The sequence below is a fragment of the Paenibacillus cineris genome (assembly GCF_018333335.1).
GTDB lineage: Bacteria > Bacillota > Bacilli > Paenibacillales > Paenibacillaceae > Paenibacillus_AQ > Paenibacillus_AQ favisporus.
This window is the reverse complement of record NZ_BORU01000009.1, coordinates 14,894-40,834: the sequence shown is the minus strand read 5'-3', so window position 1 is coordinate 40,834 and position 25,941 is coordinate 14,894. Positions and strand designations below refer to the sequence as shown.

Annotated in this window: 23 protein-coding genes and 2 riboswitches; of the genes, 8 read left to right on the top strand and 15 right to left on the bottom strand. The window is 54.3% G+C overall.

All coding sequences use genetic code 11. The features are described 5' to 3' along the window. Positions 1 to 307: 307 nt before the first annotated feature. On the top strand, positions 308 to 601 hold the full coding sequence (locus KI379_RS33515; RefSeq protein WP_076176936.1) for a hypothetical protein: 294 nt from the start codon (positions 308 to 310) through the stop codon (positions 599 to 601). A 186-nt stretch (positions 602 to 787) separates the two neighbouring features. Then, positions 788 to 1,093 carry a 4a-hydroxytetrahydrobiopterin dehydratase gene (locus tag KI379_RS33510; RefSeq protein ID WP_076176937.1) on the top strand — a complete coding sequence of 102 codons (306 nt, stop codon included), beginning with the start codon at positions 788 to 790 and terminating at the stop codon, positions 1,091 to 1,093. 83 nt (positions 1,094 to 1,176) lie between these two features. Here KI379_RS33510 and KI379_RS33505 read toward each other — a convergent pair whose 3' ends face one another. From KI379_RS33505 to KI379_RS33480, 6 genes are all read right to left on the bottom strand, one after another. Further along, entirely contained in the window at positions 1,177 to 1,536 is a 360-nt protein-coding gene (locus KI379_RS33505) for a c-type cytochrome (RefSeq protein WP_089549441.1), read from the bottom strand. A gap of 164 nt (positions 1,537 to 1,700) precedes the next feature. Next, complete coding sequence (locus KI379_RS33500; protein WP_212986166.1) at positions 1,701 to 2,189, bottom strand: GNAT family N-acetyltransferase; 489 nt, start codon at positions 2,187 to 2,189, stop codon at positions 1,701 to 1,703. A 221-nt stretch (positions 2,190 to 2,410) separates the two neighbouring features. Beyond that, positions 2,411 to 2,902, bottom strand: coding sequence for a C40 family peptidase (locus KI379_RS33495; RefSeq protein WP_373309650.1), 492 nt, complete (start codon positions 2,900 to 2,902; stop codon positions 2,411 to 2,413). 3 nt (positions 2,903 to 2,905) lie between these two features. Further along, positions 2,906 to 3,045, bottom strand: a riboswitch (cyclic di-AMP (ydaO/yuaA leader). 377 nt (positions 3,046 to 3,422) lie between these two features. Continuing rightward, on the bottom strand, positions 3,423 to 3,890 hold the full coding sequence (locus KI379_RS33490; protein WP_076176941.1) for a C40 family peptidase: 468 nt from the start codon (positions 3,888 to 3,890) through the stop codon (positions 3,423 to 3,425). Positions 3,891 to 3,894: 4 nt separating this feature from the next. Continuing rightward, a riboswitch (cyclic di-AMP (ydaO/yuaA leader) is annotated at positions 3,895 to 4,032 on the bottom strand. Between the two features lie 273 nt (positions 4,033 to 4,305). Then, a complete protein-coding gene (locus KI379_RS33485) occupies positions 4,306 to 5,148 on the bottom strand; it encodes a hypothetical protein (RefSeq protein ID WP_212986165.1) in 843 nt (280 codons plus the stop codon). Between the two features lie 10 nt (positions 5,149 to 5,158). Continuing rightward, a complete protein-coding gene (locus KI379_RS33480; protein ID WP_089549437.1) occupies positions 5,159 to 7,147 on the bottom strand; it encodes a M1 family metallopeptidase in 1,989 nt (662 codons plus the stop codon). Between the two features lie 152 nt (positions 7,148 to 7,299). Between KI379_RS33480 and KI379_RS33475 the strand changes: the two genes are divergently transcribed. After that, entirely contained in the window at positions 7,300 to 7,809 is a 510-nt protein-coding gene (locus tag KI379_RS33475) for a YwhD family protein (RefSeq protein WP_152399677.1), read from the top strand. A gap of 130 nt (positions 7,810 to 7,939) precedes the next feature. Here the strand turns inward: KI379_RS33475 and KI379_RS33470 are convergent, their stop codons facing one another. Together KI379_RS33470 and KI379_RS33465 are read right to left on the bottom strand one after the other, a co-directional pair. Continuing rightward, positions 7,940 to 8,605, bottom strand: a complete 666-nt coding sequence (locus KI379_RS33470; protein ID WP_212986164.1) for a DNA-3-methyladenine glycosylase — start codon at positions 8,603 to 8,605, stop codon at positions 7,940 to 7,942. Between the two features lie 257 nt (positions 8,606 to 8,862). Next, positions 8,863 to 10,911: a transglycosylase domain-containing protein gene (locus KI379_RS33465; RefSeq protein ID WP_212986163.1), complete on the bottom strand. Its 2,049-nt coding sequence runs from the start codon at positions 10,909 to 10,911 to the stop codon at positions 8,863 to 8,865. A gap of 399 nt (positions 10,912 to 11,310) precedes the next feature. Here KI379_RS33465 and speE point away from each other — a divergent pair, with 399 nt between their 5' ends. Continuing rightward, positions 11,311 to 12,138 carry a polyamine aminopropyltransferase gene (speE, locus tag KI379_RS33460; RefSeq protein ID WP_076176946.1) on the top strand — a complete coding sequence of 276 codons (828 nt, stop codon included), beginning with the start codon at positions 11,311 to 11,313 and terminating at the stop codon, positions 12,136 to 12,138. Between the two features lie 14 nt (positions 12,139 to 12,152). Beyond that, a complete protein-coding gene (gene speB / locus KI379_RS33455) occupies positions 12,153 to 13,022 on the top strand; it encodes an agmatinase (protein WP_089549432.1) in 870 nt (289 codons plus the stop codon). Between the two features lie 97 nt (positions 13,023 to 13,119). Here speB and KI379_RS33450 read toward each other — a convergent pair whose 3' ends face one another. From KI379_RS33450 to KI379_RS33430, 5 genes are all read right to left on the bottom strand, one after another. After that, positions 13,120 to 14,409, bottom strand: coding sequence for an ABC transporter substrate-binding protein (locus KI379_RS33450; protein ID WP_076176948.1), 1,290 nt, complete (start codon positions 14,407 to 14,409; stop codon positions 13,120 to 13,122). A gap of 173 nt (positions 14,410 to 14,582) precedes the next feature. Beyond that, positions 14,583 to 16,202 carry a response regulator transcription factor gene (locus KI379_RS33445; RefSeq protein WP_212986162.1) on the bottom strand — a complete coding sequence of 540 codons (1,620 nt, stop codon included), beginning with the start codon at positions 16,200 to 16,202 and terminating at the stop codon, positions 14,583 to 14,585. Next, on the bottom strand, positions 16,177 to 17,964 hold the full coding sequence (locus KI379_RS33440; protein ID WP_212986161.1) for a cache domain-containing sensor histidine kinase: 1,788 nt from the start codon (positions 17,962 to 17,964) through the stop codon (positions 16,177 to 16,179). Before KI379_RS33440 ends, KI379_RS33445 begins: the two co-directional genes overlap by 26 nt. 169 nt (positions 17,965 to 18,133) lie before the next feature. Then, positions 18,134 to 18,970 (bottom strand): carbohydrate ABC transporter permease, encoded by an 837-nt coding sequence (locus KI379_RS33435; protein ID WP_076176951.1) that lies wholly within the window; start codon positions 18,968 to 18,970, stop codon positions 18,134 to 18,136. Further along, positions 18,967 to 19,932: a carbohydrate ABC transporter permease gene (locus KI379_RS33430; RefSeq protein WP_076176952.1), complete on the bottom strand. Its 966-nt coding sequence runs from the start codon at positions 19,930 to 19,932 to the stop codon at positions 18,967 to 18,969. Before KI379_RS33430 ends, KI379_RS33435 begins: the two co-directional genes overlap by 4 nt. A gap of 268 nt (positions 19,933 to 20,200) precedes the next feature. Between KI379_RS33430 and KI379_RS33425 the strand changes: the two genes are divergently transcribed. Next, entirely contained in the window at positions 20,201 to 21,400 is a 1,200-nt protein-coding gene (locus KI379_RS33425) for a YCF48-related protein (protein WP_212986160.1), read from the top strand. 86 nt (positions 21,401 to 21,486) lie between these two features. Here KI379_RS33425 and KI379_RS33420 read toward each other — a convergent pair whose 3' ends face one another. Next, the gene (locus KI379_RS33420; protein WP_212986159.1) at positions 21,487 to 22,032 is read right to left on the bottom strand and encodes a GNAT family N-acetyltransferase; all 546 of its coding nucleotides are present in this window, start codon (positions 22,030 to 22,032) and stop codon (positions 21,487 to 21,489) included. 274 nt (positions 22,033 to 22,306) lie between these two features. Here KI379_RS33420 and KI379_RS33415 point away from each other — a divergent pair, with 274 nt between their 5' ends. Together KI379_RS33415 and argS are read left to right on the top strand one after the other, a co-directional pair. Continuing rightward, positions 22,307 to 22,732, top strand: coding sequence for a DUF1934 domain-containing protein (locus tag KI379_RS33415; protein ID WP_076176954.1), 426 nt, complete (start codon positions 22,307 to 22,309; stop codon positions 22,730 to 22,732). Continuing rightward, positions 22,729 to 24,408: an arginine--tRNA ligase gene (gene argS / locus KI379_RS33410; protein ID WP_076176955.1), complete on the top strand. Its 1,680-nt coding sequence runs from the start codon at positions 22,729 to 22,731 to the stop codon at positions 24,406 to 24,408. Before KI379_RS33415 ends, argS begins: the two co-directional genes overlap by 4 nt. 155 nt (positions 24,409 to 24,563) lie before the next feature. Here argS and KI379_RS33405 read toward each other — a convergent pair whose 3' ends face one another. Then, positions 24,564 to 25,727: a S8 family peptidase gene (locus tag KI379_RS33405; RefSeq protein WP_212986158.1), complete on the bottom strand. Its 1,164-nt coding sequence runs from the start codon at positions 25,725 to 25,727 to the stop codon at positions 24,564 to 24,566. Between the last annotated feature and the right edge of the window lie 214 nt (positions 25,728 to 25,941).

The following is a 25,941-nucleotide window of genomic DNA, read 5'->3' as shown; positions in this document are numbered from 1 at the left end:
GGAATCGACCGCGTTTACATCCTTGCAACATGGTCGCTTTCACAAAAAACGGTTTATATTATTTATCGACACCATTCTCTTTTTTTTTAAGGGATATTTTCCGGTATAATGAAATGACAAGGTTCAACTGTCCTACAAAATCAAGTCCGAGCACCATACCCTGAAGGGAATAATCACAGCACAAACGGGTGACGAATGGCCCACTTGAGACCCTGACACAGGGGCGCATGGAGCAGGGCATTCACCATTCACAATCATCGCTTATAGATCGTATGAGTAACTAAACTTCGATATTGGAGGGAATGGCATGGGCGTTAAGCATGGTCGTGACTATGACGGCATATTGACCGATTTGACGGCAGCTGTCGGGGAAATTCCGGACAGTTATTTATTTTTTGAAATGGCGGAGCAGGATTGGATGCAGCTGGGCATCGAAGAGAAGCGTGAGGTGCATGAGGCGCTGGCGGAGGATTTGTTCTATGCGCTGGGAGCCGAACCTGTCATCACCGTTGGAAGCGGTGTCGTGATGTATGACAAGGACCATCACCGGATCAACCTCTTGATCGGCGACGAAGAGCTGACCGTAGTCTCACTGATATAGTCCCTGGGGCCGGATGGATTTTATAAACCCGTCCATGGTAAGATATTATTCGTATGTACTCTCCTTGGAGAAGCATGATTACATTCAGGGATGAATACAATGGGTAAAGGTTTTTCGCCCGAGCATACATTAATGACACATCCTGGTGAACCTCGGGGATGTTAGGTTTCAGGGAGGAACGGAAGAATGGTATATACGCAAGAAGAAGTAGAAACGCATTTGTCTAAGCTAGAAGGCTGGGAGCTTGAAGAGGGCCGCTGGATCGTGCGCAAATACGTTTTCTCCAATTTCATGAAGGGCATTTCCTTTGTGGATGAGGTTGCGGCCATTTCAGAGGCTTTTGGCCACCACCCCTTTATTACGATTGATTATAAAAATGTGACGCTGCGTTTGACTTCATGGGATGAAGGCGGGATTACGTCCCTGGATGTCAAGGAGGCCCACCAATTTAACGAACTGTTCGAAAAAATGCGTTCCGGCGAAAAAAGGTAACGAGAATAATGCAGCAAATAAAAACACGCTTTGCGATGAACGTCCCGTTCTTCCAAAGCGTGTTTCTGTATGCGTTACAACCGTTATTTCTTCTCAGCCAACCACTGGGCCACATTGGCGATCTCTTCAGCTTTCAACTTGTCTTTAAAGGATGGCATGCCGCCTTTACCTTTAGTGATAATGGTGTAAATCTCTTCAGCGGACAGTTGGCTTCCGATCTTTTGAAGGTTCGGGCCTACGGCACCCTGAAGCTGATCCCCGTGACAGCTAATGCAGCCTTGCGCTTTAATCGTAGATTCAGCCGCTGCGGCGTCCATCGTAACTTCCGGCATGGTCGGCTTCTCTTCTTCCGCCACCTGCTCTTTGCCTGGAAGCGTAAACATGAGCACAATTGCCATAACCACTGCGATCGTTAATACACCGCTCATGATCCATTTTTGCATCCGTTTTCGTCCTTTCTATGTAAACTGTCATTCTTCATTCCTTCATTATAACGGAACAAGCCATCACATCAAATAGTTTGTGTCAAAAAAGCAAACGAATCCAAACTTGGGGCCACCAAAAATACACAAATTTGTACCATTTTTATGATGATGGAATGTTCAAGTTAGACCCCTTCATAGACCATACAGTGAAACAGCTGTTCACCTTCAGGGGTCAGCTTGGGATAGGTATCAGCGATGACAAACCCCGACTTCCCGTAAGCCCGGATGGCCCGCTTATTCCATGTATGCACTTCAAGGTCGATTTCGTCCCCAGGCCGTTTTTCACGGGCTGCGCCGACCACAGCCTGCATAAAGCTCTTACCCAGCCCCTTGCCGCATAAATCAGGCCGCATGCCAACACCAAGCCGGGTCACACCTGTCAAGGGAAAGAACTGCGCGAACCCGCACAAGGTATGTTCAGCATCCAGGACGGATACATATTGGCTTTGCCTCACCTCAGGATCACCAAATTCGACGCCAAGCGCCTCCATCTGATCCCACGGCAGCCAACCGTATAAATCGTATGGAGGTTCGTACACCCAGCTGCAGACGGTCTCAGCATGCTCCCGGGTCATAGGAACGATCATGAAGCTCTCATGTTGGAGGTTCATGTGCAGATCTCCCTTCCAGACCTCCCTGTAGGATTTGAACATTAGAGAAAAAATATTCCGGATTGTCCCAGATATCTGTTTAATTTCGGAATAGAGGGGTAAATGAGGAGTAGCGGGCGGGAATGGAAAGGTTACCCATTTCTGTCCGCAAAAAATCCCGCAAAAGGAGATTTCGGCAAAAATCTCATTCTACGGGATCTCGTACCCTTGCTTTACCTGCATTACTGGACGTCATCAACGTCCTCGGAATCGACGGCGGCGGTTTTGTATTTATCCGTACTCATGATTCGTTTGGCGCCAACGTAGCGGTTGACGTAGTAGCTGTCGCTCAGAGAGCTGATGATCACACCGCGAGAAGTGGAGGCATGTGCGAATTTTCCGTCGCCGACGTAAATTCCGACATGGGATACTCCGGCTCCCGATGTATTAAAGAATACCAAGTCGCCTGCTCTCAGATCACTGCGGGATACGGCCGAACCCATGCTGAACTGGGAACCAGACTGATGGGGCAGATCGATGCCCAATTGATCAAATACATACATTGTAAATCCCGAGCAGTCAAATCCGCTTGTTGTGGTTCCGCCCGTTCTGTACTTGGTTCCGATCGCACTGTCGATCACTTTATCCATCTTGGAATCCGCGAAAGCGCTTCCTGTGCCGACCGTGAGCACGATGGCGAAACTCATGACTGCTGCTGCAAGCTTCTTCTTCAAGTAAAATACCCCTTCCGGCGCCTGCGAGGTTAGCTTAAGGATTCGGTAGAAGGCCCCCTATGATCCCTCTGAAGCAAGATCAATTCACCCATAACTGGTTCCCCCGCTTTCCTTAGTGTGAGGAAATTCGGCATGAACTTTTTACACTATGTATAATTCCCTGGTACTTCTTATTCGTTCGCAACTTTGTGTCAGGTAAAGATTACAAAGTTGTTACTATCGCTGGGACTATTGTAACAAAGGAATCGGACTTTGGCAATTGTTTCTAACAGAAAAAGAAGATTTGTAGGAAAATTTATAGGAAATGATGTTTATTTGTTGGACGAGTGGGTAAAAGAAATGACAAGGGTGGAAAAAACAGGAGAAAACCGTGGATTTACTCGTGTAAAAAAATTTTTTGAAATGCTGTTACCTTTTCGGTGGTTCTTACGTCTAATAAGTAACAACAAACCCGCGGGGCGATTTCGGCAAAAATCAGCGGCGCGGGTTGTTCTGGATATGCATTGTTTTCGAGAGATAATCAATTGTAAACCGCAGCTTGATATTTGGCCGTACTCATGACCCGTTTGGCGCCAACGTAGCGGTTGGCGTAGTAGCTTTGGCTCAGTTTGCTGATGGTAACGCCTTTCGAAGAGGACGCGTGCGCGAATTTTCCGTTGCCGATGTAAATACCGACATGGGATACGCCTGCGCCTAGGGTGTTAAAGAAAACCAGGTCTCCTGCTCTCAGCTGGCTTTTGGAAACAGCGGTACCTGTTTTATATTGCGCAGCGGATACACGCGGGAGGTTTAACCCCAGCTTTTGGTACACGTAACGGGTAAAACCGGAGCAATCGAAGCCGTTCGTAGTTGTTCCGCCGGTTTTGTAAGAAACGCCGATCGTGTTGTTAACGATGTGATTCAGAGATGAATCCGCAAATACGCTGCCGGTGCCCATGGAGAACGCAAGTGTAAGGCCCAGCGCTGCGGCTGCCAACTTCTTCTTCAAAAAAATAAACCCCTTCCAATGCCTGCGAGGTTAGCTTAAGGATTCGGTAGAAGGTCCCCTATGATCCCTCTGTAGCGAGATCAATTCACCCAAAATTGGATCCCCCGCTTCCTGGTGCCCGGGAATTCGGCTCGTGATGATTGCACCGGAAATGGACATGCTGACAAGTTACCTATAATCGTACATACCAATCAAATGAACGGACAAATGATGAAATCAGTTACAGCAAAGTCAAAATCGTTACAGCAAAGATTACAAAGTTGTTACTAAGTTCGTACTCGGATTATTTTAACAGAGGATTTATGCTTTGGCAAATGGTTAACAATCATTTTACAACAAAAACCCCGCCTCTTTTCAACAGAAAGAGACGGGGTTCTTCTTTTATCAGCGGATTAAAGTGATGACAAAATTTTAACTATTCCGAAATATTTTTTTTCGTACGGTTCATTTGCTGATGCCACAAATCATATTGGGAGGAGATATTCCATAATTTAAAGATACAGCTGACCATATGATAGCCCTGTTGGATAATCAGGGTGGCAAGCCCTGCCCAGATCAGAGAGACGCTGCTGGTAATGCCATACAAGAGCAGGCTGACCGCGCCCAGCAGAACGGATATGCCGATGACCGGCAGCGCGCTTCGCAGGCAGATCCAGAGCGAGGAGAACATGCTGGTTCCGCCGGTTTTGCCAAACTGCATGAACAGAATCATCTGATGGACGATGTAGCAGTACAGAAGCCAGACTGCAATGTACGGGATACAGTGAAGCAGCTGGGCATGGTTTTGGATCGCGCTGAGCAGGATTGGATACATCTTCGGGATCATCCAGTATAACGGAGCGGCGATAAGCACCCATTCGATCAGGTGAAAAAGAAACACCGTTTTGCCGTGCAGCTTCATGCCCTGGAAGAAAAACAGTCCGCGTTCCCCCTGATGCTCCCGGTGCAGGCCGTAGAAGATGCCCGCGTGGATAAATGGGGTCAGCAGCATGCGGAGGGCGACCATTCCCAGGAGAACCCAAAGGTAAGTATGCACGGTGCTGCTTTGCGTCAAGCTCATCTGTCCCTCTACAAAATAGAGGACCTGGCTGAGTTCGGTCGGCGGGGGATCGGGATACCGCATCAGCAGCGGCACGACCGCCGAATCGATCAGACGGTACAGGAAGTAGCCCCAGAGCAGCTGGTACAGGAACATGATGATCATGACATAAAATTGGTCTTTGACGCTTTTCCAACCGTTAACAATATAGGATTTCACTGCTCTCACCTCACCAGGACAGACTTCCAAGCAGGGTTTCAATCAGCTTGGTAATGCTTACGTTCCAGCGGAGGAGCACTTTATGATCCATGTCCGCCTTCAGGTAGTTGTTCACATGTTTGTTTTCCAGCACGATCGTATAGCCGGGATCGATCATGGCCCAGGCCAGCGGGGAGCTGTATGTCAGCTTAAACTGGGTGCTGGCGTTCTTTACGTCCCAAACCTTTTTGATCTGATGCCCGTCCGTAAACGTGAACAGTATCGGCACCTGCGGCAGATCGCCGCCTTTTTTGCTGACCTTCACCAAAGAATCGTACCGGGGCTGCGCCGAATCCTTATCCTTGCGCACCGTAATTTCGTCGACCGAAAAATCAGCCATTTGGCTGCCGTATACATATTGATCGAAGAAGGTCTGCCACGACTTGCTGGTTACCTGCTCGACCACCTTTTGAAAATCCGCCGTGGCAGGATGTTGGAAACGGTATTTCTTCGCATAGGTGGACATGATTTTCTTCATGGTCTGGGCGCCGGTCAGCGTCTCCATTTCTTTCAGGACCATCTTGCCGCGGTAATACACGTTCAGTGCATATTGATTCTGCGACGTATATTTCCAGGCGTCCTGGGTCAGCGGCGCAGGCGAAGCGATAAGCGAGGACTGGATCGGCAGATTGGGGATGACGCCGTATTCCTGCTCCATCAGCTTATCCTCAGCGTAGGAGGTGAAGCCTTCGTCCAGCCAGGCTTCCTCGAACTCGTTGCTGGCGATCATGCCGTAGAAGTACTGATGGCCGATTTCGTGGATGACGGTCCGCTCGAGATCGTAACCCGGGGAGTCGTCCTTGGCCCCGAAGGCGGTAATCAGCGTCGGATACTCCATGCCGCCTGCCCCGTTGCCTGCTTCGGGCGGAACGACGATAGACAGGGTGGAATACGGATACTTCCCGTACCATTTGCTGAAATATTTAAGCGCGGCCTTGGCGGCGTAAAAATAGCGCTCCTTCAAATCCTTGTGGGCGGGATCGAGATACAGCTTGATCCGGACCCCGGGCACCTCCGCTGAAGAGAACGGCTCCTCGGCAACGATAAAGTCGGGGGATGCGGCCCAGGCAAAGTCATGTACGTCGTCGGCGTAGAACTGATAAATCTTCTCGCCGTTCTTGATCTGTGAGTTCTGTACCGGGAAACCGGTTGCGGCCACCGTGTAGTTCTTCGGTACGTGAATGCGGACGCTGTAAATGCCGAAGTCGGAGTAGAATTCCGAATTTCCGTGGTACTGATGCAGGTCCCAGCCCTCGCTCGTCCGGCCGCGCGTTCCCACGGGCTCGTAGACGGCGATTTTGGGGAACCACTGTCCGGCCATGACAAAGTTACCGGCGGTCCCCATTCGGGCGAATATTTTGGGCAGTTGGACTTCGAATTGCATGGTCAGCGTGATGCTTTCGCCTGGTTTCACCGGCCGCGGAAGACGCACCTTCATCAAGGTCTTGTCCTTCGTATTGCCGTCATCCGGCTGCACGTATTGAATCCGGTGCATCAGCGACAAACCGTCGGCAGTCTTCATCGCAGTCAGTGTCATGGACCCAAAGCCGTCGGCAGGCATCGTGTCATTGCGCAGCTTCCCGCCGGATTCCTTCATAAACGTCGTATCCATGGAAGCGAAGGCGTTCGGATAGAGGTGAAAATACAGCTCGTTTACCGTTTTTTTGCCGGGATGGGTCCAGGTCAGGGTCTGGGTTCCTTTAATTACCCGGCTGTCCGGATCAAGGGTCGTATCGATGTGATATTCCACCACCCGCTTGCTGAGCACCTCCGCGGTCGGCTGCTGGACGCTCTCCATCGGTGACGGAGGCTTGTAAGCCGCTGGAGGCTTGGCCTGATCCGGAGCGTAGGAAGGCATGGACTCGGGCGAATCCTTAAAGACGAACCACATTGTTCCCGTAATAAGGAGTACAAGAACGAGAAAGGATAAAAAGACGAGTTTGGCGCGTGCTGGGGCCATATACGAATACCTCCCGTTGACAAGCATCTACAGCATGTATATGTTGGCTTTCCAGCGATTATTAGTTAAAATAAAATTAAGTTGGACGGGTATCCACAAATCGCGGAGGCGCAGCGCAGCGTTTCTGTTTTCAAATAGGAGGAACATCGGAAATGGACAACAAGGAACAGGTAGGCAAGAAGCCCATCGCACTGAATATCGTCAGCGGCAAGAGCAAGCACAAGATGGGCTTTGGGGCAGGTTCTATCGATCTGAACAACATTTCTCCGGTCATTATCGACCGCGGCGAAGCCGTCATCGATATCGGAGCGATGCACGCCAAGAGCAAGCCGGAGCGCCGCATTCGCTTTACGCCGAACCGGGAGGAAGTCCCGAACGGACGCCAGGTGTGGATCGTATGGGTCGCGGTGGACCGGAACGAGGATGGACAATTCTACGGCGGTGCCACGGCCAGTGAGATGTGGATCGATGAAGAAGAGAGACGGGGCTGGAAAGTCCTTGCCGATCACGTGAACCGGATGGATGCCGCGCTGAAGCGGAAATTTATGCTGGACGAATTGGGATCTGAGGAAAAGACGCTGCTGAAGAACCTGCTCGTGTCGCATAATGAGCAGTGGTGGGAAGCTTCGCCGGATGAGCTGAAGAAGGCGCTGGAGGTATAGCGTAAATCGCGTGCTCTCCTCATTATAAGAACAAAGGACCTGTTCCTGCTGACGGATGTATCGATCCGTGGGCAGGGCAGGTCCTTTTTTGCATGGCATGAAGGGACAGGGACTCGTGTACAGCACGGAATTAACCCCTTAGCGAAAAAGGCAGCGGCTCAGGGGCTTTGACCGACACGTACGGATGGCCGTCGATATAAAACCGCCACGGCTTGTGGGCGTACTCCTCCGCGTAATCAATATTGATCCGTGGAGACTGGACGATCGGGAGCTCATCAGCCCGGTCGCCGGACTCAAGCCGCAGCGGGCTGTCCGCATGACGGAGCGCGCAGCCGTTCAGGCTGCGGTCGATCCGCAGCGCGCGGCACAGCTTGCCGGGACCGTTGCACAAGTTGGCGGATTTGCCGGAGACGCTGCCCCGGTACCGGCGCATCAGCTCGGCGTCATGCCCGCTTAGAGGCTCCACCGCCCGGATGAGCACGGCCTGCGGGTCGTCCGCGTCGCCGACGACAACGTTGACGCAGTGGTACATGCCGTAGATCAAATACACGTAGGCCAAGCCCCCGGCGGCAAACATCGTCTCGGTCCGGGCGGTGCGCCGGTTGCCGTAGGCATGGCTCCCTTTGTCTTCGGCGCCGCCGTAGCTCTCGGTCTCCACGATCCGGCAGCGGATTTCTCCGTCTTCGGTCTCCCGGACCAGCGTCTGGCCGAGCAGGCGGGGCGCGGCTTCCAGCGCGGTCATGGCGAGAAGCGAGGGGGAGATCAGCCGGCCGCCCTCGTTACCCGGGTTCATCATCAGGATCACCTCTTCGGGTTAGTTCATTCTATATATATAACCGGAATTCAGCGCGAAAGGCAAAAGGTAACCCCGCAAGCATGGCTTGAATCCTTGGTCCGGTGTATCGGTCTCCCTGGGAGAGGGGGCCCGCCAAACCGATGTACTTCGGAAGAAGGCAAAAAAGGGAGCGGCTTTACCGGCTCCCTTTCTTCATATATGGTTTTCGGACGGCACTCACCCTAGTCTAGCTCCCGAACCTTTATAACGCGCTGCGTTTAGTCGGTCAGCCACCGCTTAAAGTCGGACCACCAGGAGTGTTCTTCGGCCTTGTTCTTCACGTCCGGCTGCTCCTTCTCTCCGCCGTGAAGCGAGCAGTATTCAGTCGGTTCCGTACCTGCAATGAATACCTCAAGCTTCTTGTGGGGGCAATCGGCCGTGGCGAGCTTGCCGGATTCTTCATCAATGTAGACGCTGACGACGCCGCTCGGAATCGTGAAAATTTTGGGCGGTACGTTCTCCAGCGCCTTCTCGGTGTACTGGGCAAAAATGGGCGCTGCCCGGTGGGCGTCCGTCGTCGTAATCGTTTTGCCCTTGTCAAAGCCGACCCAGACGGCGGTCGCAAGCTCCGGCGTATATCCGACCAGCCAGGCGTCGGTATCGGTCGTTCCGGTTTTGCCGGCCACGGGACGCTTCATGATGGAGGATACGCGGTTACCGGTCCCGCCGGATTCAAATACGCTCTCCATCAGATGCGTCAGCACGTAAGCCGCCGCCGGATCGACGACCTGCTCGCCGGCGGGCTTGGGAGCCTCGTAGATTACCTCGCCGGCGGCATCAGTAATCTTCAGTACGGCGACCGGCGGGATCCGCTTGCCGTTGTTGCTGATCACCGCAAAGGCGGACGCCATTTCGAACGGGCTGATCGGCGAGGTCCCGAGCGCCAAGGAGGGGACGGACTCGAGCGGGCTGACGATGCCGAGCTTGCGCGCTGTGGCGATCACATTATCCGCCCCGACCTTCAGCATCGTATTGACCGCATAGATGTTGTCCGAGGCCGCAATGGCCTGCTCCATGTTGATCTCGCCTAAATATTTGTCTCCATAATTGCTGGGCTGATACGTTTTCCGGTTGTTGTCGTAGTGAAACAGGGTCGGTTCGCTGTTAAACGTCGTGAGACCCGTCATCGTCTTTGAAGACAATGCCGTTAAGTACATTATCGGTTTGAAGGAGGAGCCGGGCTGGCGCGTCTTGGCCAGCGCATGGTTGTACTGGCTCTCCTTGTAGTTCTTGCCGCCCACCATCGCTTTGACATAGCCGCTCCGCGGGTCGATCGACACGAGCGCGGTCTCCAAATCGCTGGCCGAATCCATGCCTTTGGCCACCGCCTCCTCAGCCGCGGCTTGGGCATGCGGGTCCAGGGTCGTATAAATGTTAAGACCGCCATGATCGAGCATGTCCTCGCTGATACCGAGCTGGCTGGTCACCAAATTTTTTACATAATCCCGAAAATACGGCGCCGTCAGGTTGGATTTCTGCTGTCCCTGCGGTTTGATCGCCAGCTTCTCGGCTGCAGCCTGGTCCGCCTCCTTCTGGGTGATATCACCGGTGGCCACCATGGTGCCCAGGACGATCTTCTGCCGTTTCTTGGCATTATCCAGGTGGGTGTAGGGCGAGTAATAGGTTGGCCCCTTGGGAATCCCGGCCAGCATCGCGCTTTCCGCCAGGTCGAGATCTTTGGCCGGCTTGCCGAAATACATCAGGGAGGCTGCTTCGATGCCGTAAGCGCCGTGACCATAGTAAATTTCATTCAAATACATTTGAAGGATTTCATCCTTGGTATACTTCATCTCCAGCTGAGCGGTGTACATGGCTTCCTTGATTTTGCGGGACCATGTTTTTTCATGGGATAAATATAGATTACGGGCAAGCTGCTGCGTCAGGGTGCTTGCTCCCTGAACCCGGGCCATATGCTCCAGGTTGACGAGTGCCGCGCGTCCCATGCCCTCCAGGTCAAACCCGAAATGGCCGTAGAACTTGCGGTCCTCCACCGACAGGGTCGCCTTCACGAGCAGCGGTGAAATTTGATTGAGCTTGATGGGTTCGTAGCTGCGCCCGCTGGCCGAAAACGTGGCGATAATGTCGCCTTGACTGTCCAGAAGGCGCGAATTGCGGTCCGTATCGGCAAGCGGAAGGTTTTTTTGATACAGCCAGCCGAGCAGGACACCCCCCGCGATCAGAAGGAGGACGATCATGCCGGTGAAGAGCTTTAGCATCAACAGGAACCGGTTTTTCCGTTTGGGCCGCCGCGTGAATAGGTTCGCCATGTACTGTAGCCCCTTTCCTTACTTAAAGAGAATGGAATGTATAGCTTTTTCAGCGGAACTGAACAATCTGATACTTTCATTATGGGAAATGCAGGCAGCAGATATTCACGCCAGGCCCGGGATTCACGGGAAAAGCGCTCGGCCTTCCGGTCATGCAGGGCGAGGGGGCATACAGGGCCACCTGAGGGATAAAAAGCCCGTGCTGACGCGGCCTCAGCCAGGGGACGAAGCGTTAGGAAAGTGTTTCTTTACACGAATTTCTTCTATCGCGTATAATTCAAAGGATGTGTTTATACATCGGCAGTTTGGTACAATAAAGAAGATGTACGTGCTACTCGAGAACATGCGGCAGGGAAGATCAATCCCTCCTTTATCCTGGGAAGAAAGAAGGTAATGACGATGGAATTGTGGTTTACGGAGAAACAGACGCCCGCATTCGGTATTACTGCCAAAATCAAACAAACGTATGTAAATGAAAAAACCGATTTTCAGGATCTGGCCATGGTAGAGACTGAAGAGTTTGGAAATATGCTGCTGCTTGACGGAATGGTGATGACGACCGAGAAGGATGAATTCGTATACCATGAAATGGTGGCGCACCCGGTGCTGAATACGCATCCGAATCCGAAGCATGTCCTCGTCGTAGGCGGGGGAGACGGCGGCGTGATCCGCGAAATCATCAAGCATTCGAAAGTGGAAAAAGCCGTGCTCGTCGACATCGACGGCAAAGTCATCGAGTACTCGAAGAAGTACCTGCCGTCCATCGCGGGCAAACTGGAAGATCCGAAGGTGGAAGTCCTGGTGAACGACGGCTTCATGCACATCCACGAGCACAAGAACGAATACGACGTCATTATGGTTGACTCCACGGAGCCTGTAGGCCCGGCTGCTCCTCTGTTTGAACGCGGCTTCTACCAAGGCATTTATGAAGCGCTGAAGGATGACGGCATTTTCGTGGCACAAACGGACAACCCTTGGTTTAAGGCCGACTTGATCCAAAAGGTGAACAAGGATGTGAAGGAAATTTTCCCGATCGTGCGCGTTTATGCGGCGAACATCCCGACATATCCGAGCGGCTTGTGGACATTTACGATGGGCAGCAAAAAATACGATCCGCTTGAGGTGGACGAGTCGCAAATTCCGGAGATGGACACGAAGTACTACACGCCACGCCTGCACAAGGCGGCTTTCGTATTGCCTAAATTTGTGGAAGATCTGACGAAATAGGGGGAGGCAACATCATGAAACTAGACCAAGCTTATTCGGGCAACGTATTTATTTGCAGCTCGGACGATTACGAAAATTCCAAGGCGGTCATTTACGGCATGCCGATGGACTACACGGTCAGCTTCCGTCCGGGATCCCGGTTCGGTCCGGCGCACATCCGCCAGGCTTCCGTGGGTCTGGAGGAATACAGCCCTTACTTGGATAAAAGCATTCTGGATCTCAAATACTTCGACGCCGGCGATCTTCTGCTGCCGTTCGGCAATGCAGGACGCAGTCTCGAAGTTATCGGCGAGTATGTGGGCAAACTGCTCGGCGACGATAAATTTCCGATCGGGCTCGGCGGCGAGCACCTGGTGACCTGGCCGGTCATCCAGCAAATGTACGCGAAGTATCCGGATCTGATCCTGATCCACATCGACGCGCATGCCGACCTTCGCGAGCAGTACGAGGGCGAGCCGCTGTCGCACTCGACGCCGGTCCGTAAAGCAGCCGGGCTGATGGGCGGCAAGAACATCTACCAATTTGGCATCCGCTCCGGTTCGCGCGAGGAGTTCCAGTACGCCCGCGAGAACATCAACTTCTATCCGTTCGACGTGGCGGCTCCGCTTCGGGAAGCCCTGCCGCAAATGGGCAATCGTCCGGTATACGTTACGATCGACATCGACGTGCTCGATCCGTCGGCGGCACCGGGAACGGGAACCGCGGAAGCGGGCGGCATCACTTCCAAGGAATTGCTGGAGGCGGTGCACCTGATCGCCAATTCCGAAGTCAACGTAGTGGGCTGCGACTTGGTGGAAGTGGCTCCGGTCTACGACCATTCGGAGCAGACCCAGATCGTAGCGGCGAAGCTTATTCGCGAAATGCTGCTCGGATTTGTAAAATAAAGAAACGTAAAGAAGCACCCGATGTTAACCGGGTGCTTCTTTTTTGTGACATCGTACGAGGATGGTGATCCGAGATAAAGCTGTGAGAGCTGCAAAGCTAGTCCAAGCTTTTGCTCAGTTTGACGATTTGGTTCCAGCCGTCGTCGATGCTGATTTTTCCGAACATGATCGACTGCGTGATGTTGTCGTATTCCTTCGTAAAATTGGCCCAGCCTCCTTTATTGCCGGGACCCGGGTCGAACGCGGCCCCGTCCTTGGACACTTCGTTGATCAGGCCCAGTGCGTTTTTGTCCACATCGGTGAACTTAGGTTTGAGCGCATCAGCCACGGTCTTGTTGACTGGGATTCCGCGGGAAGTGCCGAGGATATCGCCGGCTTCCTGGCTGTTGACGAACCAGTCGATGAACTTCTTCGCTTCGTCTTTATACTGGCTGTTGGGGCTGACGCTCCAATACATGGAGGCTTTGAGCCATCCGCCCGCCTGTGTTCCCCGCGGCTGGGTCGTCAGCGCCATAACGCCCGGCTTCAGGGCGTCCGTTCCGCCGAATTCCGCGGCATGCGCGCCCCGGAGCAGAATTTTCTCCTGAATGAGCAGATCCATCTGCGCGTCCTGCGATTTATCCGACACCGTCACATCCGGCGGAGGCACAAGATGGTCCTTGCGCAGCTGTGCCCATTTGTTCATCCAATCTTTCCAGGTGGTTTCGTCGTAGTGGAACTTCCCGTCCTTGCTCATCGAGAAGCCTTTGCCCATGCTCAATTGATAGGACATGTAGGATGCGCCGTCTGCCGTCAAATCCCGGGTCAGGTATTGGTCTTTGGCCAATTTCGGCTTCAAGTCGCGCGCCATGGCGAAGAACTCATCCCATGTCTTGGGAGGCTGAACCCCGAGGCTGTCCATGATTGTCTTGTTGTATACCATGCCCCAGGCGTTGTTGCCAAGCGGCATCGCGTACAGCTTGCCTTGATAGGTGCCGGTTTCGAGCAGAGCCTTGTCGATGTTATCCGTCGGAATGGACGAGAGATCCTCCAACCGGCCGCTGGAGGCCCAGTCGTTGAACCAGGCGGCATCCATCTGGAAAATATCAGGGGTGTTTTTCCCTGCGGACTGGGTCGAGAGCTTGTCTTGGTATCCGTCGAACGATTGGTATTCCGGCTCGAACGTGATTCCCGGATTGTTTTTAGAGTATAAATCAAGCGCTTTCAAGGTTGCGTCGTGACGGGCCTGCGAGCCCCACCACATGATCCGCAGCGTGATGGACTTGCCGTTTCCGGTGCCCGCAGCTCCGGTTTCTTCCTTCTTGACCCCGCTGCAGGCGGATAGAACGAGGGACAGCATAAGGACGGCCGCAGTGCCTGCGGCAAGACGTTGCCATGATTTTCTCATTGGTTGAACCTCCCTTAAGTAACGGAACTCTTTCTTGCTCTAAGGTACCAAGCCGAGGAACATCCGCGTAGCGGACGATCCTACAAATCGTTTCAGTATTTTACGAATATCGGTGAACTGCCGGCTGCGTTTGTCCTGTATGCTGGGCGGATCCAGGATTGGCTGGAGCTGCGTTAGGCCCGGTAGAACTCGGTCGGACTGCGGCCGGTATGCTTTTTGAACAGCGTGGTAAAGTACGGTACGTTGCGGTATCCGACCCGCTCGGCAATTTCGGCGATGAGCAGCTTTTTCTCCAGGACCATGCTCTTGGCTTTTTCCATCCGGACTCGGGTCAAATAATCGCCGAACGTCTCGCCAGTGAACTGGCGGAACAGGGTGCTCAAATAATTTTTGGAAATATAGACCTGATCGGCGACATCCTGGAGGTGGATGTTTTCGGCGTAATGCTCGTGAATGTACTGAATGATAAACTCCACCGTTTCCTTATGCTTCAGGTTCTCATTGGGAGTAAACCGGCGGCAGATCCGCTTAACCTTCTCCGCCACCCAGGCCTTCCACTGCTGCGCGTTTTCTATCAATCCCAGCTCCTTGGACAGATCCGCTGGAGGCAGCTCGTCGTCAAGCTTGTGGCCGGAATCGTACAGCGTGAAGGAGAGGATGGCAAACAGCTGTGTCCCGAGGGCTGCCAGCTCGCCGGGAGATAGCTGTGCCACGCCGCTGTCGCTACTTGCGAAATCCTCCAGCGCCAGCAGGGCCCGCGGCTCATCGAAGGTCCGAACCGCATCCGCCATTTCCTGAAAAAACCGGACCGGCCGCACGTTTCGCGCTGCCGGATGCCGGAAGCCGGCATCGGTGTAGACGTAGACGCAGGGATGGTTTGCATCCGGCTCTCGCCGCTCGGCCAGTGCCTGGAAGGCCTCTTCCGTGGAATCCGCAATAGCCGTCCAATCGTCTTTCCGGAGGCCCGCCCCGATACGCAGCTTGACCTGAAGGTAGCGGTCCACTGACTCAATGATGCGCCCGGCCAGCGCCAACACCTCGGAGCGAAACGCTTCTGCGGGCCAGGAAAGGGGCTTATGCAGCAGCAGAGTCATATGGTGACTATGCAGCTCTAAAAAGTAGCTCCTCAGTCCATCCTGCCTGGCCAGCTCCTCGACCGTATTACCGACGGCAAAGCGGAACAGGTGCCAGTCCCGGGCAGAGATGCCCTCCGTCCGCCCCTGCCGCTTGATTTCCAGGGCCAGCATCATGAACTGAGCGCCTTTCCAGCCAAGCCGGTCCAGCATCCGGTACGGCCCGGTCGGAGGGGAAAAGGTCCCGCCCGTGAGGACCGATTTCACCCATTCCCGCTCCAGGTAGGGCTCGTACTGCATCAGCCGGTCCTGAAGCTCCTGCTCCCGGTTCTCTGCCGCTCTTTTCTCAGACAATTCGGCGATTACGCGCTGCAGTACCTCGCGGATCGTAGCCGGTGAGGCCGGCTTGGGCAAATAATCGTCTACCTGCAGCCGCAGCGCTTTGCGGGCATAATCAAAGTCCGAGTAGCCGCTTAAGATGATGATTTTGCCGTCAAACTGCTGCTTGCGAAGCTGCTCGATCATTTCCAGCCCGTTCATGACCGGCATATAGATGTCCGTAATGACGATATCCGGCTTGGCAGCTCTGATCAGCCGGAGCCCCTCTTCACCGTCCATGGCCTCCCCGATGGGTCGGATGCCGAGCTGCTCCCAGGGAATGAGCCGCGACATCCCCCCAAGCACCTGTCGGTCGTCATCCACGATCGCGAGTGTCCACATCACTTCGTCCTCCTTCCAAATCCGGCTGCTGCGTCAGCTTCGGAAGATAAATTTCCGCCTCGGTGCCTGATCGGCCGGTACGATTCCGGAGCGATACGCCGAAGGGCGGACCGAAAAATACTTGAATGCGCTCGGTTACATTACGAATGCCGTATCCGCCCGTCGGATGGCGCCTCCGGGTCTTCCAATCGTCCCGCAGGCCGACGCCGTCATCCCGGATCCAGATCCGGATGCCGCGATCCTCATGCGCGGCATTCAGGACAATTCGGCCATGACTGCGTCCATGGAAGCCGTGCACGATGGCGTTTTCCACGAAGGGCTGCAGGGTCAGCTTCGGAATCAGCAGCTGCCGCAGATCCTCCGGACAGTCGATCTCCCAGTCCAGACCTTGGCCCCTTTTGAACTGCTGAATTTTCAAATAGCATTCGACGTGAAGCAGCTCATCCTGCATCGGGATCAAGGATTCGCCGCCGGACAACCCGATACGGAACATTTGCCCCATCAGTTCAAGCACCCTGCTGATCTCCTCCTGCCCGGCCTCCAGCGCCATCCAGTTCAGCTGATCCAAAGTGTTGTAGAGAAAATGGGGGTTGATCATCGCCTGCAGCGCCTTGATTTCCGCCTCGCGCTGCGCTTTGTACTGCTGTTCCAGCGATTGGTACAGCGTCTCGATCCGCTCGGTCAGCTTGCGGTAGCCGCTGAAGAGACTGCCGAATTCGTTGCGGTATTCCGTAGGCAGCGGCAGCCCCTTCTTGCCGGGATTGAACGCCTGCATCAGCTGGACCAGCTTCCGGATCGGCACCGTGAAATTCCTCGAAAGGAACAGCGTGAAGAATACCGACAGCAGGATGGCGGCCGCTCCGATCACAGCCATGGTCCACGCCAGGCGGACACTTCCGCCTGTGATGTCCTTCCATGGCGTAAGCTCGACCAGCATCCAGCTGCCGGGGGCCGTGCGGGACCAGACGGTCAGCATGTTTTTCTCCGGAAGCGAGCCTGCCGCTTCCAGCAGCTGATGCGCATGGCCGGCATCTCCGCTGACCTCCTTCAGGATGGCATCGATTTCTCCGGGAGGCGGAGCGATCCGGGTGTGCATGATCATCCGGCCGCCGGAATCGAGCAGCAGCCGGCTGGCCGAGGAATTGTCCTCGGTCAGGATATCCTGCAGAAACTTGACGCGGACGTTGATAATGAGGATGCCGCGGTTCACCCCGTCCGGCGTCGTGATCTTACGGATAAAGCTGATGACCTGCTGTTTCCCCTGCGGCGAGCCGACCTCACGCTGTCCGATCCAGACGAAGTCGGCCTTGTCGACGGCCGGGTACCAGCTTTCCCGGCTGGCGTAAGCTAGCGGGAGGTACTGAATGTTGGCGTTCGGGTCGACTTGCAGCGGATTGCTCATATAAATCTGAAAGGAGAACATCGAGCGGGAGCTGTTCAGCATCGGCGCCAGATAATCCCGGTTCAGCTCGTCCCTGGCCGTTTTGCGGGCATAATAGTCTCCTTTCATCGTCAAATAATTGACCAGCGGGGAGTTGATGGCCACGGCGAGCGAGGTTTGCTCCACGGCGCTCATCTGGTCGGTGAGCTGTTTGTTGAGCTGCTGCAGCACCGCCTGTTGATACATGGAGGCGCTGTCCGCCTGCTCATTGGCGGAGAACCGGTAGCTGACGATCATCATAATGGTGATCAGGACCGCGATAAAAGCGGCAAAGCTGAAGAAAAACACATAATCGATACGGAACATGCGAAACGGATTCATGGCTTTTCCCCTCCTCTTGGGTGCGGCGATGCCATAGCGTTAACGCGCTGCTATCCCAAAGCGGCCGTTCACGGCGCGCCGGGAGAGAGGCTCACGTTGACGATACGGTCCGGAAGAAAAGCATGGAATGAGCGAGTCCCCGTGATTCCGTTATTGCGCTCCAGGATGACTAGCCTTTCAGCCCTGATGTTGCGATGCCCTCGACGAAATGCTTCTGCGCCAGGAAGAAGATCACGACCGGCGGCAGCACGGAGAGCAGGGACACGGCGAGCAGCTGACCCCACGGCACGGCCGACTGGGAATCGATGAACATTCGGAGTGCCAGCGGGACGGTATATTTGTCCACGGTATTCAGATAAATCAGCGGACCGAAGTAATCGTCCCAGCCCCAAATAAACGAGAAGATCATGACCGTGATCAGCGCCGGCAGGGTCAGCGGCATGACGATGCGCAGGTAAATGCCGAACCAGGTGCAGCCGTCGATTTTCGCCGACTCGTCAAGTTCCCGCGGAATGCCCCGGATGAATTGGACGATCAGAAAAATAAAGAAGGCTCCCCCCATGGCCGACGGGACGATCAGAGGCAGATACGTATTGATCCAATCGAAAGAATGGAACATCGTATACTGCGGGATGAGCGTGACCTGGCCCGGCAGCATCAAGGTCATCATCAGGATGGAAAACCACAGCCCTTTCAGCGGAAAGGTCAGCCTGGCGAAGCCGAAGGCCACCAAGCTGGCCGAGATGACGTGCAGCACCGTGGTCGCCACGTTCAGCTTGAGGCTGTTCATGAAGAAGCGTGTAAACGTATACTTGGGAAGCGCGTTCCAGCCTTCCGTATAATTCTGCCACAGCCATACTTTGGGGAACAGGGAGGGCAGGCTGATCTCGGCCGTCGATTTGAAAGAGGCGCCGATCCACCAGAGCACGGGGTAAAACATCACAAAGCAGAACACGATCATCAGAATATGAACCAGCCAATTTTGTTTTTTCAGAACGCCTGTCATTTGCGACCCTCCGTTTCCGTTTCGTAGAACACCCAATATTTAGATGCGATAAAATTAATCGCTGTGGCGATGCCGATAATGACCAGCAGGATCCAGGCCAGTGCCGAGGCGTAGCCCATCTGCAGCGAACCGAAGGCTTTGTTGTACAAGTACAGGGCAAACATTTCGGTCGAATTGACCGGACCTCCGTTGGTAACGACAAACGCCGAGGTGAACATCTGGAACGCGTTGATGATCCCCATGATCAGGTTGAACAGGATGACGGGCGACAGCATGGGCAGCGTAATCCGGATGAATTTGCGAAAAGGTGTGGCCCCGTCCACGGAGGCTGCTTCGTACAGCTCCCCGGGAATTTGCTTAAGACCTGCCAGAAAAATAATCATCGACGAGCCGAACTGCCACGCCGTCAGCAGCACCAGGGTTCCGAGAGCAGTGGAGGGCGTTCCGATCCAGTTCTTCGGGGCGATGCCGACCAGAATCACTAGATGGTTGATAAATCCGTTGAGGCCGAAAATGTTGCGCCACAGCACGGCCACCGCCAGGCTTCCCCCGATCAGGGACGGCAGATAAATGATCGTGCGGTAGAAGGAAATACCCCGGATATTCCGGTTGAGCAGCATAGCGACCAGCAGCGCCGCCAGCAGCTTCAGGGGAACCGAAGTAATGACGTACAGGAAGGTCACCTTCAGCGAATTGAAAAAGAGCCTGTCCTGCGAAATATCCTGATAATTTTTGAGCCCGATCCAGCGGGCTGGTTCCAGCAGGGAAAACTCGGTGAAAGATAAGTAGAAGGATTGAATAATGGGCCACAGCTGTAAAATGAGAAAGCCCAGCAGCCAGGGGGCGATGAACAGGTAGCCGGCCAGCGGAGCGTTCCAGCGTCCTTTCAACGTTTTGGCAACCGTTTTCATGTTTTTGCCCGGCTGGGCCTTGTCCGCCGCCGGTATCGTTTGTGCATTCAAAATCAATCACCTCACGCCTTTTAGTAGCTCTCATTGTATCGTGGGCTGAACCTTGCCTGTAGTCGAAGGATGCACAAATTCTTTCACTATTGAATGGTGTTTGCTCCAGTTTGGCTTGCTTCGCTCTCTTGTTTTGCGCTGTGCGCAAAGCCAAAGTCGCTCACCAATCCAAACACTCGCATGTTACTTTTGGAATGAGGAAGAGGACTTTTTTTTGCGAGTGGCAAGTCCCCAAAGAGGGTAATGTAATCGATATGGAGGTGTCGTTATGATCATGAAAAAGCTGCTTAGAAGCTCTTCCTTGGCTGCCGCTGCGCTTATGCTGATGATGCCGGCGGGCTGGGGACTATCCCCAACGCAGACTTCGGCCGCCGCCTCGGCGCCTGCTCCCTGCGGAAGCGGCGATCACGGCCTGCTTCAGCAAGAGCAGAAACAGCATATGGAGGAAGGCGCGGACCCGCTTCATTTTACCGATATTCAGTTTCTGAACGGGTCGACGGGCCGGGCGGCAGGAACCGGGTTTATGATCGGCACATCGGATGCGGGGTGCCACTGGCAGGAAATTTACACGGGGAAGTGGAATTTTGCCCAGATTAAATTTACGGACAACGTGAACGGCTGGGCCATCGCCACCCTGCCTTCCCACCAGACCACACATCTGCTCAAGACGGTGGACGGCGGATCGCATTGGAAACCGGTGTATACGGCCAATCTGCCGTTTAACCGGCTGGAAGCGCTCGGCAAGAATACGGTGTACGGCTACACGCAAAATGGCGCCTACCGGACCGAGAATGGCGGGAACAGCTGGGTGAAAATCCCTACGCCGGCCAATACGAGATATGCTACGTTTCGGGATAAGAACAACGGGTATGTCCTAGTTATAGTTCCCGGCTCTGGCTATAAAGTACTGGGCACGGCCGACGGCGGGCACAGCTGGAGCACAAAGCTGAACGTGAAGTTTGACTCCCCATACCCTGCGGGCGGACAAATTTACACCAAGGACAATCAGGTCTGGGCGCTGTTCTATGGCGGTTCAGGCATGTCCCAGGTATCCTATTCGCTGTATGGCAGCACGGATCAAGGCGTACATTGGAAGCGTGTCATCGCCCAATCCACGGCAGGCGGAGGTCCGGCTCCCGGCAGTGGGGCCGCTGTCGTTAATCAGGGGCCAGCCCAACCAGGCGGACACCCCGGCAACATGCAGCTGATCGGCAAGGAGACGGCCTTTCTGTCCGGTGGCTCTCCGGCGGGCGGCATGGTGTCTGTCGGGGTGACTTATAATGGAGGAAAGACGTGGAAGAACGTAAAGCCGTCCATTCATGGTTACGATTCACGGATCTCCTTTACGGACGGCAAGACGGGCTGGCTTGTGGTGACCAGCGCTACCAAATCGTCGATTTATGCCACCCATGACGGCGGTGCCAGCTGGAACCGGAAGTTTGCATTTAAGGAAGCGTTGAATCCTTAGACGGAAGTAACAAGGTACGAATGAAGCTGCAGTAACAGTCATAAGGCGGGGCTGCCGATGTAAACGGCGGCCCCGCCTTTTTTCAGTTAACGCAAATTCTCCTCCCATTCTTCCCGTAGCAGTCCCATACGAATGGAATCGTAGAAAACACCGTTATACAACCGGGTTTTCCTTATGCGGGCCTCCATGGTCATTCCTAGCTTCTCTCCGACTTTGATCATTCGGTAATTTCCGGACCATGTCGTAAACCCCACCCTGACGAGGGGGAGCGTGTCAAACAGGCGGCGGATCCACATAGCCAATGCCTTGGTGCCGTAACCACCGCTCCAGTAAGCCGGATCATAGATTACGATCCCCATTTCAAGCCAATAAGATGGCTGGTGTTCCCAATAATAGCTGACCGTTCCGATGAGATCGCCTTCTACTTCAATAGCCCAGAAATGATCCCGGTCGACTAGGCTGTCCTTGTTTTCCACATATTTTTCAAAGGTTACCGGCGTATGCTCATAATAGGGGGCGTCCCATTTTTTCCACTCCGGCGCCTCTTCCTTCAACGACAAGCTCCATAGCCGGTGCAAGTCGTCCTCCCTTACCGGTCTGAGGAGCACATTTTCGTCTTGGTAAACCGTCAATGTTTAAAACCTCCTGTATCATTTGAAAATATACATGCACTTTTCCATGCAAGCCGGGTCAAATCCTGCCGGTTTATTGGAGATCCTACTTTTAAGAACATGGATTAGAGATCAAGCGGCTTTCAAAAATGAGTTTCATAACGGAATACGAATCCCCGGCACTGTGAAAGCTGTACAGTAGCGGCAGTCTGCGGCAGGCACGGTTTGTATTGAATTGATACAGCGAACTGGATATAGTAGTACAATAGGAAAGAATAGATTGGAGTATTGCGTAATGCCAGATGCCAGAAAAGCTACCGTCCGTCTGCGCAGCCGTCATGACGGCCAGGAGGTCAACCAGGAGATGACGGCGCAGGTATTCGCCCGCGGACAAGCTCTGTATGTGATGTACGAGGAGCCGGAAGCGGATTTGCAGGGGCGGAAGACCAAAACGACAGTGAAAATCGGCGCAAACAGCCTGAAAATGATCCGGCATGGCGCCGTGGAATCGGAGCAGTCTTTTCAGGAGGGGCAGCGGCTTCCCGGCTTCTACCGTTCGCCTTATACGTCCTTTAACCTATCGACGGATACGCGTTCCCTTAAGATGGACCTGGACGGAATGACCGGGGAAATCAGCTGGGCGTACGATCTATATGTATACGAGGAATGCACAGGGCATTTCACCATCAGCTTTTTTATACAGGAGGATAATCAATCATGACACTCAATCCACTCGAACAGATTCACCAGCTGGTTTTAGAGGCGGTCAAGGACGCGGTGGTCGCCGCCGGGCTGGCCAGCCGTGAAGAGCTCCCCAGCATTACGCTTGAGGTGCCGAAAGATAAATCTCACGGGGACCTTGCCACCAACGCCGCCATGCAGCTGACCCGGATCGCGAAGAAAAACCCGCGCCAGATCGCCGAAGCGATCCTGGAGCATATCGACGTAAAGAAGGCCTCCATCGAGAAGGCCGAAATCGCGGGCCCAGGCTTCATTAACTTTACGCTGAACAAAAGCTATCTGTACCCCGTGATCGAACAGGTCTACGCGCAGGGCGAAGACTATGGACGCGTACAGCTCGGTCAGGGACAGCGTGTGCAGGTCGAGTTCGTCAGTGCCAATCCGACCGGCAGCCTGCACTTGGGACATGCCCGGGGAGCCGCCGTCGGCGATGCCCTGTGCAACATTTTGGACTTTGCCGGGTATGAAGTAACCCGCGAATACTATATCAACGATGCGGGCAATCAGGTCGAAAACCTGTGCAAGTCGATCGAAGCCCGGTACCTGCAGGCGCTCGGACAGGATGCGGAAATGCCTGAGGACGGATACCATGGCGAGGATATCAAGGGATTTGCCAAGGAGCTCGTCGCCGAGAAGGGCGATTCCCTGCTGTCCATGGATCCGGGCGAGCGGACGGCGTTCTTCCGTTCGTATGGCCTGGAGAAAGAGCTTGGCAAAATCAAACGCGATTTGGCACGCTTCCGGGTACATTTTGACGAATGGTTCAGCGAGACTTCCCTGTACGAAAAGGGATTGGTTGAAGCATCTCTGGACGAACTGAAAGCCAAAGGCCAGGTGTACGAGCAGGACGGAGCCACTTGGCTGCGGACGACCGAATACGGGGACGACAAGGACCGTGTATTGGTGAAAAATGACGGCACCTATACGTACCTGACACCGGATATCGCGTATCACCGGGACAAATACAACCGCGGCTACGACCGCATGATCAATATTTGGGGAGCCGACCACCACGGCTATATCCCGCGGATGAAAGCAGCCATGCAGGCCATCGGCAACGATCCCGACAAATTGACCGTGCTCATCGCGCAGATGGTCAGCCTGTTCCAGAACGGGGAGAAGGTCAAGATGTCCAAGCGTACGGGGAAAGCCGTTACGATGGAGGACCTAATGGAAGAGGTCGGCATCGATGCCATCCGCTACTTCTTCACGATGCGCAGCATGGACTCCCATCTCGATTTCGACATGGATTTGGCCATTTCGACGTCTAACGAAAATCCGGTGTTCTATGTGCAGTACGCGCACGCGCGGATTTGCAGCATTTACCGTCAGGCAGAAGAGCAGGGCGTTGCGCTGCTTCCGCTGTCTGAAGTGGACCTCACGGTGCTGAACACGGAGCATGAGTATGACCTTCTCCGCAAAATTGGCGAGCTGCCGGAGGAAATCGCCACTGCAGCGGCGGGCTACGCGCCGCACCGGATGATCCGCTACGTGTATGACCTGGCTTCGCTGTTTCACAGCTACTATAAGGCGCAGCGCGTGATCACCGAGGATGCCGCTCAAACGCAGGCGCGCTTCGCCCTGCTCGGCGCCGTGCGGACCGTTATCGCCAACGTGCTGAGAATCGTGGGCGTATCCGCCCCGGAGAAGATGTAATTCCTTCTTCCCTATTTGAATACGCCGAACATATGAAAGGCCGTCTCCGGTATTTGCCGGAGGCGGCCTTTTTCAACAAATGCTAAATATTGTAGTTATTTGGCATGTACGTGAGCAGAAGCTCCGTTTGTCCTGAGCGGTACAGCCGCTCTCGTCTAGCTTGGATTATTTTTGCGTTTCATGCCTTCACGCAGCAGCCGGTAGGCATTGATTTCACCGGTGTGAACGACGCGGGATTGCCCCTTTCTCGGACGCAGCGGCGTGGCGGTTGCGACGACGAGCTCTTTAATTTCGGCCGGCGACAGGTCGGGGTTTTGGGCAAGCAGCAGCGCGATTGATCCGCTGACATGCGAGGTCGCCATGGAGGTGCCGCTCATCTCGTGGTACTTGCCGCGCGTCCAGGAAGAAATAATTTTATCGCCCGGCGCATAAATATCGATGAGGTCGCCGCGGTTGCTGAAGCTGGCGATGCGGCGGTTCCGGTCGGTCGCTCCCACGGATATGGTCTGCCCGTACCTTGCAGGATAGTCGATGCTCCGCCGTTTCCCGTCATTGCCGGACGAGGCGACGATCGAGATCCCGGCCGTATAGGCTTTGCCGACGATGTCCAGCAGCGCCTTGCTCTTGGTCTTCATGCCGAAACTCATATTGATGATGTGCATGCGGTTGCGGACGCACCAGTCGATTCCCTGGATAATGTCCGAGACATAGGCGGATCCGTTGTTGTCGAAGGCTTTGACCGGAAAAATCATGGCCCGCGGGGCGACGCCGATCATGCCGTCGGGACCGTTCGCGGCAGCAATGGTTCCTGCAATGTGGGTGCCGTGCCCGTTGTCATCGAGGGGCAGCAGATGCCGGTGCAGCAGATTGATCCCTTTGGCCAGCGACTGGCGCAGATCGGGATGATAGTAGTCGGCCCCGGTATCGATCACTCCGATCCGGATGCGGTAGCCCGTCGAAGTGGACCAGGCTTTGGGAGCCTGAATTTGCTTGACTCCGTACGGGATGCCCGGGCTTTGGTTGACTTTGTTGTTCACCAAGGTATGGACCTGCATTTGGGTGTCTTCTTCAATAATAAGATCGTAATGATACTTGGACATCAACCTGCTGCTGACCGGAAACGGAGCGATCATGGCCTCGAGGAGATCGGACACCTGGATGCCGGGCATGTTCGGATATCGAAGGTGAAGCGTCTGCAGCCGATCCTGACAGGCATAGAAATGCCGCGGTTCGCGAAACCTGATAATATATTTTTCTCCGGACGATACGGGACTCTCCATATCTTCAAGCAGCATCTGGATAAAATCGGTGTAGTCCATGTTGGGCAGTCCCCCTCATAATGAACCCTGCTTTTGCATTGTATGAGCGGGGAGTGCGGCAGGAGTGGGAACATGCCCTTTTTTGACGAAATAGGCCCTGCCCCGATGTCAAAAGCCGGAGGCGGACATAATATAGACTGAAGAGGCCATGGGCGTCTCTTTCCAGGTCCCGTGAGGAGTTTCTCCTTCGTGGGCGGATACAGTCGGAAGGCGG

Coding starts and splice junctions, on each gene's coding strand:
- KI379_RS33505 (WP_089549441.1), bottom strand. CDS start 1,536: ATGCAAAAATGGATCATGAGCGGTGTATTAACGATCGCAGTGGTTATG.
- KI379_RS33465 (WP_212986163.1), bottom strand. CDS start 10,911: ATGGCGAACCTATTCACGCGGCGGCCCAAACGGAAAAACCGGTTCCTG.
- KI379_RS33470 (WP_212986164.1), bottom strand. CDS start 8,605: ATGATGAACCCGGGTAACGAGGGCGGCCGGCTGATCTCCCCCTCGCTT.
- KI379_RS33510 (WP_076176937.1), top strand. CDS start 788: ATGGTATATACGCAAGAAGAAGTAGAAACGCATTTGTCTAAGCTAGAA.
- KI379_RS33500 (WP_212986166.1), bottom strand. CDS start 2,189: ATGAACCTCCAACATGAGAGCTTCATGATCGTTCCTATGACCCGGGAG.
- KI379_RS33480 (WP_089549437.1), bottom strand. CDS start 7,147: ATGGCCCCAGCACGCGCCAAACTCGTCTTTTTATCCTTTCTCGTTCTT.
- KI379_RS33445 (WP_212986162.1), bottom strand. CDS start 16,202: ATGTGGACACTCGCGATCGTGGATGACGACCGACAGGTGCTTGGGGGG.
- argS (WP_076176955.1), top strand. CDS start 22,729: ATGACACTCAATCCACTCGAACAGATTCACCAGCTGGTTTTAGAGGCG.
- KI379_RS33425 (WP_212986160.1), top strand. CDS start 20,201: ATGATCATGAAAAAGCTGCTTAGAAGCTCTTCCTTGGCTGCCGCTGCG.
- KI379_RS33475 (WP_152399677.1), top strand. CDS start 7,300: ATGGACAACAAGGAACAGGTAGGCAAGAAGCCCATCGCACTGAATATC.
- KI379_RS33450 (WP_076176948.1), bottom strand. CDS start 14,409: ATGAGAAAATCATGGCAACGTCTTGCCGCAGGCACTGCGGCCGTCCTT.
- KI379_RS33415 (WP_076176954.1), top strand. CDS start 22,307: ATGCCAGATGCCAGAAAAGCTACCGTCCGTCTGCGCAGCCGTCATGAC.
- KI379_RS33435 (WP_076176951.1), bottom strand. CDS start 18,970: ATGACAGGCGTTCTGAAAAAACAAAATTGGCTGGTTCATATTCTGATG.
- KI379_RS33440 (WP_212986161.1), bottom strand. CDS start 17,964: ATGAATCCGTTTCGCATGTTCCGTATCGATTATGTGTTTTTCTTCAGC.
- KI379_RS33405 (WP_212986158.1), bottom strand. CDS start 25,727: ATGGACTACACCGATTTTATCCAGATGCTGCTTGAAGATATGGAGAGT.
- speB (WP_089549432.1), top strand. CDS start 12,153: ATGAAACTAGACCAAGCTTATTCGGGCAACGTATTTATTTGCAGCTCG.
- speE (WP_076176946.1), top strand. CDS start 11,311: ATGGAATTGTGGTTTACGGAGAAACAGACGCCCGCATTCGGTATTACT.
- KI379_RS33515 (WP_076176936.1), top strand. CDS start 308: ATGGGCGTTAAGCATGGTCGTGACTATGACGGCATATTGACCGATTTG.